This window comes from Streptomyces sp. NPDC001222 (assembly GCF_042896945.1).
Taxonomy (GTDB): Bacteria; Actinomycetota; Actinomycetes; order Streptomycetales; family Streptomycetaceae; genus Streptomyces; species Streptomyces gibsoniae.
In genome coordinates this window covers 62,180-73,309 of the sequence record NZ_JBIAXT010000040.1, presented here as the reverse complement: position 1 = coordinate 73,309, position 11,130 = coordinate 62,180, and the positions used below count along the sequence as shown (strand labels likewise).

General features: G+C 72.4%; 9 protein-coding genes. 3 read left to right on the top strand and 6 right to left on the bottom strand.

All coding sequences use genetic code 11. The annotated features are described in order from the left end of the window. Positions 1-190 precede the first annotated feature (190 nt). On the bottom strand, positions 191-697 hold the full coding sequence (locus tag ACFY2Z_RS35925; protein WP_390748183.1) for an ATP-binding protein: 507 nt from the start codon (positions 695-697) through the stop codon (positions 191-193). Positions 698-955: 258 nt separating this feature from the next. Between ACFY2Z_RS35925 and ACFY2Z_RS35920 the strand changes: the two genes are divergently transcribed. Then, positions 956-1,678: a TetR/AcrR family transcriptional regulator gene (locus tag ACFY2Z_RS35920; RefSeq protein WP_390748182.1), complete on the top strand. Its 723-nt coding sequence runs from the start codon at positions 956-958 to the stop codon at positions 1,676-1,678. Positions 1,679-1,688: 10 nt separating this feature from the next. Then, positions 1,689-2,837 carry an FAD-dependent oxidoreductase gene (locus ACFY2Z_RS35915; protein ID WP_390748181.1) on the top strand — a complete coding sequence of 383 codons (1,149 nt, stop codon included), beginning with the start codon at positions 1,689-1,691 and terminating at the stop codon, positions 2,835-2,837. Positions 2,838-3,014: 177 nt separating this feature from the next. Here the strand turns inward: ACFY2Z_RS35915 and ACFY2Z_RS35910 are convergent, their stop codons facing one another. Continuing rightward, on the bottom strand, positions 3,015-3,473 hold the full coding sequence (locus ACFY2Z_RS35910) for an RrF2 family transcriptional regulator (RefSeq protein WP_390748180.1): 459 nt from the start codon (positions 3,471-3,473) through the stop codon (positions 3,015-3,017). A gap of 64 nt (positions 3,474-3,537) precedes the next feature. Here ACFY2Z_RS35910 and ACFY2Z_RS35905 point away from each other — a divergent pair, with 64 nt between their 5' ends. After that, positions 3,538-6,507: a beta-galactosidase gene (locus ACFY2Z_RS35905; protein WP_390748179.1), complete on the top strand. Its 2,970-nt coding sequence runs from the start codon at positions 3,538-3,540 to the stop codon at positions 6,505-6,507. A gap of 45 nt (positions 6,508-6,552) precedes the next feature. On the opposite strand, the gene ACFY2Z_RS35900 is transcribed toward ACFY2Z_RS35905, so the two are convergent. The 4 genes from ACFY2Z_RS35900 to ACFY2Z_RS35885 are packed head-to-tail and all read right to left on the bottom strand — an operon-like array spanning position 6,553 to position 10,929. Continuing rightward, entirely contained in the window at positions 6,553-7,464 is a 912-nt protein-coding gene (locus ACFY2Z_RS35900; RefSeq protein WP_390748178.1) for a 3-hydroxyacyl-CoA dehydrogenase, read from the bottom strand. Then, positions 7,461-8,468, bottom strand: a complete 1,008-nt coding sequence (locus ACFY2Z_RS35895; protein ID WP_390748177.1) for a 3-hydroxyacyl-CoA dehydrogenase NAD-binding domain-containing protein — start codon at positions 8,466-8,468, stop codon at positions 7,461-7,463. Before ACFY2Z_RS35895 ends, ACFY2Z_RS35900 begins: the two co-directional genes overlap by 4 nt. Then, a complete protein-coding gene (locus ACFY2Z_RS35890) occupies positions 8,465-9,697 on the bottom strand; it encodes a CaiB/BaiF CoA transferase family protein (RefSeq protein WP_390748176.1) in 1,233 nt (410 codons plus the stop codon). Before ACFY2Z_RS35890 ends, ACFY2Z_RS35895 begins: the two co-directional genes overlap by 4 nt. Positions 9,698-9,702: 5 nt before the next feature. Beyond that, positions 9,703-10,929, bottom strand: coding sequence for an acyl-CoA dehydrogenase family protein (locus tag ACFY2Z_RS35885; protein WP_390748175.1), 1,227 nt, complete (start codon positions 10,927-10,929; stop codon positions 9,703-9,705). Positions 10,930-11,130: the final 201 nt, after the last annotated feature.

Below are 11,130 nucleotides of genomic sequence, written 5' to 3'. Positions count from 1 at the left end.
GGACCCAACCACCCCCGCCGGGTACAACACCCCCCCCCCCCCAACGGGTTCTAGCCACACGGTCACCGCCCCCAACTCCCCGCCCTTAATGGTGTGGGGGGGTGGGGGGGGGGGGGGCGCCCCCGCCCCCCCACCACCCCGTTGCATCTGAAAAGGCAGAGCGCGCCAGGACCGCTGCGGACGAGACCCGTCACAGCGCGGACCCCGGGCGCGCTCCTGTCGTTCGGTCCCTGACCAGATACAGCCACCCCGGCACATCCACCTCGGCCCGCACCGTCTTGCCCGGTGGCGGGTCCCGGTCCAGCACCTCCCATCGGGCGGCGAGCGCGTCGACCAGGAGGAACCCGCGGCCGGCTTCCGCCAGTGGCGCCGGGGGCGTCGTGCCACCGGGGCCCGGCGGGCGAGGCGGTCCGCTGCGGGTGTCGCTGACCTCGATGCGGACGCTGCCCGTGACGAGGGAGAGCCGCAGCTCGAAGTCCCGCCCGGGCACCCGGCCGTGGGTCACCGCGTTGGCGGCGAGTTCGGCCACGATCACGGCGGCGGCGTCTGAGGTCTCGGTGCCGTGCGGGATACCCCAGGTGTGCAGTTGGTGCAGGGCGAGGTGCCGGGCCAGGCGAGCGCCGCGCGTGGTGGCGCTGAAGCGCTGGGAGAACACACTTACGGTAACCGGGCGTTGGGGGCTTGAAGGTGCGGTCATGCGCTCAATCTGACGGCCTAGAAGGGTGTTTCACCAGGTCGACGCCGCGTGCGTCAGGACAGCGCACGCGCTTGCATCCTGAAATGTACCCGTGACAGCCCGTTACCATGTGCGGCGAAAGGCGGCCGAACGGTGGTCGACGGCGCGCGGGGAGCGGGCGGGATGCCACACCCTCGGAGGGCGCGCGCCCCTATGCCCGCTGACGAACACGTTCGTGACGTACTTGTTCGTGACGAACATGTTCGTTACGGTGAAGACATGACAGCACAGCCCCCGGCCCCCCGCAGCCGCCGCGACCGCCCCGCCAAGCCGGCCCTCACCCGGGACGGCATCATCGACACCGCTGTCGCGCTGATGCGCGCCGAGGGCCTGGAACGGGCCACCATGCGGCGGCTGGCGCAGGAGCTGGACACGGGTCCGGCGTCGCTGTACGTCTACGTCCGCAACACGGCGGAGCTGCACGCGGCCGTGCTCGACCGGCTGCTCGGCGAGGTGGACCTGTCCCCCGTGGGCACCAAGGGCGACTGGCGTGACCGGCTCGTCCGGCTGCTCACCTCGTACATCGATGTGCTCTTCGCCCACCCGGCGCTGGCCCGCGCGGCCCTGGTGGCCCGCCCCCACGGCGAGCACTACCTCGACCTGGTGGAGGCGATCCTCGCCCTGCTCGCCGAGGGGGAGGTGCCGCCCGGGCGGGCGTCATGGGGCCTCGACCTGCTGTTGCAGTACGCGACGGCGAGCGCGGCCGAGCACTCCACGCAGAGCCAGGAGCCCGAGGCCCAGGAGGACTGGGACGCGCTGGCCCGGGCCCTGCTGGACGCCCGGCCCGAACGGCACCCGCAGATCGCCGCCCTGGGCACGGCCTTGGTGTCCGGCCCCGGCGAGGCCCGTCTGGCCTGGGGGTTCCAGGTGCTGATCAGCGGCATCACGGCGGCACCCGAGCCGCCCACCACTCCGCGTACACCCCGTACGCCCACTCCCTGAGGAGGCCGCCATGGCCACGGGAAAGTCCGCACCCACCCACCACCCCGTCACCGTCGTCGGCGCCGGCCTCGGCGGTCTCGTCGCCGCACGGGTCCTGCATGTGCACGGCATCGAGGCGGCCGTCCACGAACGCGACGCCTCGCCCACCGCCCGCCCCCAGGGCGGCATGCTCGACCTGCACGAGGAATCGGGGCAGGCCGCGCTGCGCGCCGCCGGGCTCTTCGAGGAGTTCCGGGCGATCGTCCACCCCGGCGGCGAGGAGTTCCGTGTCCTCGACCCGGACGGCACGGTCCGTTTCAAGGACACCGAGGAGACCGGCCGGCCCGAGGTCGACCGCAACGACCTGCGGCGCATCCTGCTGGACTCGCTGCCGGAGGGCACGGTCCGCTGGGGCACGAAGGTGACCGGCGCGCGCCCCCTGGGCGACGGACGCCATGAGGTGACCCTCGCCGACGGGACCGCGTTGACCACGGACGTGCTGATCGGCGCGGACGGCGCCTGGTCCCGGATCCGCCCCCTGCTCTCCCCGGCCGTGCCCGCCTACGCCGGGGTGTCCTTCGTCGAGACGGACCTGCACGAGGCGGCCGTACGGCACCCCGCGACGGCCGAGCTCCTGGGCGGCGGCATGATGTTCGCGCTCGCCGACGGCAAGGGATTCCTCACGCATCTGGAGACCGACGGCTCGATCCACGCGTACGTCGCGTTCAAGGTGCCCGAGGACTGGCTGCCGGGGCTCGACTTCACGCGCCCGGGCGCGGTCAAGGAGGCGCTGCTCGCCCATTTCGAGGGCTGGGACGACCGGCTGCGCGCCTTGATAGCCGACGCGGACGGCGCACCGACCCCGCGCCCGATCCACGCCCTGCCGGTCGGCCACCGCTGGGCGCACACGCCGGGCGTGACGCTCCTCGGCGACGCGGCGCACCTGATGTCGCCGTTCGCGGGCGAGGGGGCGAACGCGGCGTTGCAGGACGGCGCGGAACTCGCCACGGCCCTGGCGGCCCACCGGGACTCCTTCGACACCGGTCTCCTCGCCTACGAACAGGCCCTTTTCCCGCGCGCGGAACACACCGCCGTCGAGTCGGCCCAGGGCCTGGACCTCCTCTTCGGCCCGAACGCTACGGAGAACCTGGTGGCCATGATGAGCGGGCGGCCGGACTAGGGGGTGTCTCGCCTCCACCAGGCCGGCACCCAGGAGGGCACAGGGCGTCCGGGCACCGGGAGCGGCCACCGCCGGCACGCGCAGTGCCGTCTCGGCGGCCAGATCGGCGGTCACCGCGCCCCCTTTCCGGCGCTCAGCTCGGCGGTCACGACCCGACCGTCGTGCGCGGGCGTCCGCCTACGGGTTCTCCCAGGCCGCCGGCTCCGCAGCGAGCTCCCGTACCGGTGCCGGCAGGGTGCCCGACGCGATGTCCGCGAGCGTGACGCCCTCCAGGATGCGGCGGACGTTCGCCCGGACCGCCACCCACAGCGGCAGCAGCGGCTCGGCGGGACCGGTGTAGGCGAGTTGGCTCGGGCGTTCCCCGCGTACGGAGACGATCGGGCCGTCCACCGCGCGGATGATGTCCGCGACCGTGATCGAGTCGGCGGGACGGGCCAGCCGGTAACCGCCGGTGCCGCCGCGCCGGCTGTCGACCAGGCCGCCGCGGCGCAGATCACCGAGAATGCCCTCCAGGAACTTGTGCGGAATGCCCTGCGCGGAGGCGACCGTCTCCGCCTTGACCGGACCGCTGTCCTGCCGGACGGTCAGCTCCAGCGCCGCCCGTACCGCGTAATCCGCCCGCGCCGAGATCCTCATGGACCCATTGTCGGGCCTGCCCCCATGCACAATGGCCGCATCCGCGCCCGTCGAGGAGACTGTCTTGGAGCTGAGCAGACGTACCTTCAGCGCGATCGCCGGCACGGCAGCGCTCGGGCTCTCACTCGGCGGGAGCAGCGCCCTGTGCGTGGCGGCCGCCGGCGTGCCGACCGGCCCACCGCCCGCCACGCCGGGCGCGGACGGCCGGACGCACCGGGTGGACTTCGACCGGTACTCGATGATCGTCGACGGCCGGCGGGTCGTGCTGTGGTCCGGCGAGATGCATCCCTTCCGGCTGCCGAGCCCGTCCCTGTGGCGGGACGTGCTGCACAAGCTCCGCGCGTACGGCTACAACACGGTCAGCGTCTACGTCTCCTGGAACTACCACTCCCCGGCCCCGGGGTCCTACGACTTCACGGGCGTACGGGATCTGGACCTCTTTCTGCGCACGGCCGCCGAGACCGGGCTGTATGTGACCCTGCGCCCGGGCCCGTACATCAACGCCGAGGTCGACGCGGGCGGCTTCCCCGGCTGGCTGACCGCCACCCGGGGCACGGCCCGCACGGCCGACCCGACGTATCTGCGTCACGTCGACGAGTGGCTGACCGCCGTGAACCGGATCGCGGTACGGCACCTGTACACCAGGGGCACCGGCACGATCGTGCTGTACCAGCTGGAGAACGAGTACGCGAACCACGTCACCGAGCCCACCGGCCGGGACTACATGGCCCATCTGTACCGAAAGGTGCGGGCCGACGGCATCGACGTGCCGCTGTTCCACAACGACAAGGGCAGGAACGGGGACTGGGCGCCCGGCACGTTCGACACCGGCGGTGAGCGCGGCCGCTGGCTGTACGGCTTCGACGGCTATCCGTCGCCGTTCCAGACCCCGCCGGACTGGGGGTACTTCGGCCCGGGCGGGATCAAGGGCGGCTCCACGGCGAGCCCCGAAACCCCCGGTCTCATCGCTGAGTTCGGGGGCGGCTGGTTCGATCCCTGGGGCGGCGCGGAGTTCGGCGGGAAGGGGTACGCCGAGTCGCGCCGCACCCGTGACGCGGCGTACGAGCGGCGCTTCTATCTGACCAACCTCGCCAACGGCATCAAGATCCACAACGTCTATATGACCTTCGGCGGCACCTCCTGGGGCTGGCTGCCCGCGCCCGCCGTCTACACGTCGTACGACTACGGGGCCGCCCTCGACGAGGCCAGGCAACCCACCGCCAAGCTCGTCCCGATGCACCAGATCGGGCATCTGCTGCAGAGCTTCCCCGACCTGGCCAAGCTGGACCGGGCGGCGGACGTCTCCGTCGGCGCGCCGGAGATCAGGGCCTACCATCTCGTCAGTCCCGACACCGGGGCGCACGTGTACGTGCTGCGCAACGACTCCCCCACCGACGCCGTCGCCGCCGTGCCGCTCGCCGGGACGACCGTCCAGGTGCCGGTCCCCGGCCGGGACGCCCGGCTGCTGGCCGCCGGGATCTCCCTCGGCCGGTGGACACTGCGCCACTCCACCGCGCAGCCCATGCTGCGCATGACCGCCGGCCGCCAGGACATCGCCGTGTTCACGGGCCGCACGGGCGAGGAGACGGAGACCGCCCTGGAGAGCACGAGCGAGCCCGCCGTCACCGTGCTGGAGGGCACGGCCGACTGGACCTGCGAGGGCGGCGTCCTGCGCGTGCGCGCCCGGCTCGACGGCCTCACCCGGATCGCGGTGACGGACAGGAGAGGTGCGGCCCCCCTGCTTCTGCTGCTCGCCGACGACGCGGCCTCCGTACGGCTGTGGCCGCGCACCACTCCCTCGGGGCCGGTCCTGGTGCACGGGCCCGCCCTGCTGCGCACCGCCGTGCTGCGCGGTGCGACCGCCGAGCTGACCGGCGACACGGTCGAGGAGGCGGACCTGGAGGTGTGGGCGCCGCGCGGGGTGAGCGAGGTCGTCTGGAACGGGGCCGGGCTGCGCACACGGGGGACCCGCTCCGGCAGCCTGCGCGCCGAGCGGCGGCTGCCCGGCGCCGGTGCCGTGCGGCTGCCCGCACTGACGGGGTGGCGCCGCAAGGACGAGAACCCCGAGTCCGCCGCCGGTTTCGACGACTCGGCGTGGCGGACCGCCGACCTGACCACGTCCTTCAGCACGACCCCCGTGCCCGTCGGCGGGCCGGTCCTCTTCGCCGACGACTACGGCTTCCACTACGGGGACGTCTGGTACCGGGGCCGCCTCGAGGGCGCGGCCGGGGCCGAGTCGGTGTCCCTCTCCTATGTCACCGGCACCCAGGGCCTGTTGATGGCATGGCTGGACGGCCGCCCGCTGGGCACCCACCGGATGCCCGTGCCGGACACGGGCACGGTCCGGCAGGCGACCTGGAAGGCCACGGCGACGTTCCCGCTCGCGCCGGGCAGCCGGTCCCTGCGCGAGAGCGGCCCGCACGTCCTCTCCGTCCTCGTCCGCCGGATGCAGCACGACCAGGACGGCCGGGCGAACGACAGCCACAAGGCGGGCCGGGGCCTGGCCTCGGTCGGCTTCAACGGCGCGTCCCCGTCCGTACGTTGGCGGATCCAGGGGGCGGCCGCCCCCGACCCCGTACGCGGCCCGCTCAACAACGGCGGTCTGTACGGCGAGCGGAAGGGCTGGCATCTGCCCGGCTTGCACGACGACGACTGGCGGCCCGCGCACCTCCCGAACGCCGAGCGACGACAGGGCGTGGTCTGGTACCGCACCGGCTTCCGGCTCTCGGTCGACCCCGCCACGGACGCGTCGATCGGCCTGACCCTCAGGGACGACCCGTCCCGCGCCTACCGGGTACAGATCTTCCTCAACGGCTGGAACATGGGCCAGTACATCAACGACGTAGGCCCCCAGCACACCTTCGTCCTGCCGAACGGGATCCTGAACACACGCGGCGACAACACCCTCGCCCTCGCCGTCCTGTCCGACGGCACCACACCCTCCGGCCCCGCCACAGCAGAACTGACCCTGCTCGGCCGGGCGTCCGGAGGCGTCCCGGTGGCACGGGTGTACTCCCCTGGCCCGGTGCGGTAGAAGCCGACCGGCCGATCCGGTCACGGCATCCCGTGGCCCGACCGGTCAGGCGTGCGATCGTTCCGGGGGAAGCGTGGTGTGGGCGATGCCCGTCAGGTTGCCCTGGACGATCAGTGGTTCGGTGAGGGACGAGCCGTCCAGGCCGGCCGCGTAGACGGTGCCGCCCAGGTCCGTCACGTAGAGGCGGGCGGACCTGCGGTCCAGGGCGAGGCCGATGCCCTCCATCAGGTGGGCCCACAGGATCTCGGGCTCCCGGCGGCCTGTGGACGGCGGGTCCAGCGGGGCGCGGTTCACGCTGTTGCCGCGTGGTGGGGCTCCGCGGTCCGTCCAGTACAGCATGCGTGCCGTGAGGTCGAGTTCCAGGTCGATCGGCTCCGGCAGCCCCTCGAACAGCACCTCGATGTCGCTCCGGCCGGCCGCGGTCTCGCCTGCCGGGACGTCGATCCCGGCGCGCAGGATCCTCCCGAGGCCCCCGTCGTTCGGGCCCTTCTGGGTCCAGTAGAGGTGTCCGGCGCCGGGGTCCACGGCCACGCCCACACACCATCTGGTCTCGTCACGACGGTCCTCCTCGCCCTCGCCCGCCCGCACCAGCGTCTCGACGTGCGAGCCGTCGAGGTCGCAGCGCATGACGCGCATCCCCTCCCGGTCGCCCCAGTACAGCTTCCGGCTCGTGGGCTCCAGTTGGAGTTGCTTGGGGGTGTGGGTGACGCCGGTCGGGACGATCGTCGTACGGTTGCCTCCGTCCAGGTCCACGCGCTCGATCGAGCCGTCGTCCGCCGACGGGACCCCCATGTTGGTCCAGTAGATGTGCCCGGCCTCGGCATCGACGGCGATCCCGTCCGGGATCCTGCATCCGGTGACGAGGATCTGCTTGCCGGAGCCGTCGGGGTGCACGGAGAACAGCCGGCCGCCACTGCTGGCCTCCAGCACGAACAGTCTGTCCCGCGGCCCGGTCATCGTCCCTCCTCCGCCCGCCCGTCGGCCCCCGGTCGCAGGTCGCCCTGGCTCGCACGCACCGCCAGCAGGCCGAACAGCATCGCGTCGCGCCGGGCGGCCAGTTCGTCGATCGAACGGCCGCCCGCCTCCTCCAGGACCCCGCTGACGATCTTCTCCCTGAGCTCGGGCGTGAACTCGGGCGCGCCCAGTTCCTGCCACGCCTCGACCATCCGCGGCATGAGGGTGTCCATGAAGTGCCGGATGCCGCCCTCGCCGCCGCCCAGATGCCACAGCAGGCTGGGGCCCATCACGCCCCACCTCAGTCCCGGTCCCCAGGACACGGCGTCGTCGGCGTCGGCGACGTCGAGCACTCCCTGCTCGATGAGATACACGACCTCGCGGTACAGGGCGACCTGGATGCGGTTGGCGACGTGCCCGGGCAGCTCCTTCTTGAGGTGGATCGGCTTCTTGCCGATCGCGGCGTAGAAGGCCATGACCTCCCGGACCGTCTCCGGGGCCGTTCTCGATCCACCGACGACCTCGACCAGCGGGATGACATGCGGCGGGTTGAAGGGGTGGCCGACGACGGTGCGCTCCGGATGCCGGCACCCGGCCTGGATGGCGCTCATCGTGATGCCCGACGTGCTGGACGCGATGATGGCGTCCGGCGGGGTGGCGTCGTCGATGTCGGCGAACAGCTTGACCTTGAGTTCCGGGCGCTCCGGCGCGTTCTCCTGGACGAAGTCGGCGTCCGCGAGGGCCTGACGCAGGTCGGCGGTGAAGCTCAGACGCTCGGGCGAGGCCCCGGGCGCGAGCCCGAGGGTGGCCGCCGCGTCCCAGGCCGCCGCCACGTACGACCGCAGGGCCGCCTCCGCGCCGGGGGCGGGGTCGGTCGCGGTGACGTCGAAGCCGCGGGCGAGGTAGTACGTGGCCCAGCTCGCGCCGATGGTGCCGGTGCCGACGATCGTCACTCGGTGGACGGGCCTGCGCGGCGCGACGGGGTCCGTCCGGCTGCCCGTGCTCATCGCGTCGGTTCCGTCCCCGACGCGCCGGGGATCGCTCCCTGGGTGCGCAACTCCGCGATCTCGGCGGTGTCGAAGCCCAGTTCGGCGAGGATCTCGTCGGTGTGCTCACCCAGGTCCGGTCCCCGCTTGGCCGGCACCTTGGGCACGCCGCGGACGTTGACCGGGCTGTTGACGGTGCGGTCCAGACCGGGGACCCCCTCCAGCGGTACGACGATGCCGTTCGCGGGCAGCTGCGGGTCCTGCGCGGTCTCCTGCGGGGTCTGGATGAGGCTGTAGGTGATGCGTTCCCGGTCCAGGACGTCCTTCCAGTAGGCGAAGGGCCGTGAGCGGAACTCGGTGTCGAGCAGCATGGTCAGCGCCGCGGAGTTCCTGATGAAGCCCTCGACGTCTTGGAAGCGTGCGTCCTCCAGCAGCTCGGGATGCCCGACCGCCCTCGTCAGCGCGGGCCAGTAGACGGGGGTGGTGACGAGCATGAACCACTCGTCGTCCGCGCACCGGTAGGGGTTGACCAGTGGGTTCGCCGGCGCCGTCCGGTCGTGCAGTCCGAAGAACGCGCCGCCCGCGAGTGCGCCGGCCACCAGTGTGGCGGTCGACCAGACGCCCGCGGCGAGCAGCGAGGTCCCCACGCTGGCGCCCTGTCCCGTGCGCTCGCGGTGGTACAGGGCGGTGACGACGGCCGCGTAGACGGCGATCGCCGACATGTAGTCACCGCTGCCCCAGACCGGCACCGTCGGCGGGGCCCCCGCGTCGCGGGTGGAGGCCAGCAGTCCGCTGCGCGACCAGTAGGCGGTCACGTCGAAGCCCGGCAGCGCGGCGTCCGGTCCGGCGTCCCCGAAGCCCGTGATGTCGGCGTAGACGACCCGCGGGTTCCACGCCGCGACCTCCTCGTACCCCAGGTGCAGTTTCTCGCGGGTGCCGTGCGGGAAGTTGGTGATCACCACGTCCGCCCATCCGACGAGACGCTTGAGGATCTTGGCGCCGCCCGGCGACTTCAGGTCGATCACCATGCCGCGCTTGTTGCGGTTGGCGAGGTGCCAGCTGTAGTTGGCCTCCGCACGGGGGCTCGGCGGCAGATAGCTCAGCCGCCGCTGGGGGTCGCCCGCTCCCGGTGGCTCGACCTTGATCACCTCCGCGCCGAAGTCGCCGAGCATGGTGGCCGCGGCCGGGCCCGCGATGAAGCTCGACGCGTCGAGGACCTTCAGGCCCGTGAAGACGGATTCCGTGGTCATCGTCATCACCTCACAAAGGCGCTGAGACCGCCGGTCACGGCCCGTCCGACGATCAGCGTCTGGATCTCCCGGGTGCCCTCGTACGAGTAGAGGGCCTCGGCGTCGGCGACGAACCGGCCGACCTTGTAGTCGAGGACGATGCCGTTGCCGGCCAGCAGCTCCCGCGCCCACCCCACGCTCTCCCGCATCCGCACGGTGCAGTAGGCCTTCGCCAGCGCGGACTGCTCGTCCCGGTACACCCCCGCGTCCTGCAACTGGGCCAGACGCGTCACCATCCCGCAGGAGGCCGTGGCGTTGCCGAGCATCTTCACCAGCAGGTCCTGCACGAGCTGGAAGCCCCCGATCGGCCGCCCGAACTGCTCGCGCTCCTTCGCGTACTGCAACGCGATCTCGTAGGCGCCGAACATCACCCCCACCGCCTGCCACGCCACCCCGCTGCGCGTCCGGCGCAGGATCTCGGCGGTGTCCTTGAACGAGTTCGCCTTCTGCAGCCGGTTGGCCTCCGGAACGCGGCAGTCCTCCAGCACGATGTCGGCGTTCTGCACGATCCGCAGCGCCATCTTGTGCTCGATCTTCGTCGCGGTGAACCCGGGGGTGTCCTTCTCCACGACGAAGCCGAGCACATGACCGCTCTCGACATCGCGGGCCCAGACGACGACCAGATCGGCGAACGTCGCGTTCCCGATCCACCGCTTGGCCCCGTCGAGAACCCATCCGTCGCCGTCCCGGCGCGCGGTCGTCCGCAGGCCGCCGGCCACGTCGGAGCCGCCGTGCGGCTCGGTCAGCGCGAAGGCGCCGATCTTCTCGAAGCGGCTCATCGCCGGCAGCCACCGCCGGTGCTGCTCCTCGGAGCCGAAGGTGAGGACGGAGCCCATCGCCAGACCCGTGTGCACGCCGAAGAACGTCGCCAAGGACGCGTCGGCGTGCCCGAACTCCAGGGCGAGGAAGCCCGCGAAGAGGTTGCTCGGACGGGCTTGCCCGGAGTCCGGGGCGGCCCAGTCCAGCAGGCCCAGCTTCCCGAAGCCCTCCACGAGCTGGAAGGGGAACTCGGCCCGGGCCCAGTAGTCGTCGACGATCGGGGCGGCCTGCGTGCGGAGGAATGCGCGGACGGACTCGATCTTCTCCCGTTCCCTGTCCGACAGCAGTTCCTCGTAGGCGTAGAAGTCGGCGGGCAGCAGGCCCGCCTCCAGATGGGGACCGGACGGTGTCGGCATCATCGCCGCGACGCTCATCGCACTCTCCCTCGGGCACGGATCGGCAGCGGATCTTCAGGTCCGGGGCGGCGGGCGCGCCACTGCCCGGTGTTCCGGTGCCCCGGCGCGATTGAACGCGGATCCGGGGCCGGTTCCGTGGACCCACGCCGTGCACGGGCGCGGTCGGCGCCATGCACCACCCCAGTGGTCCGCTCGCGCTTCCGGTGCGCGCGCCCGGCC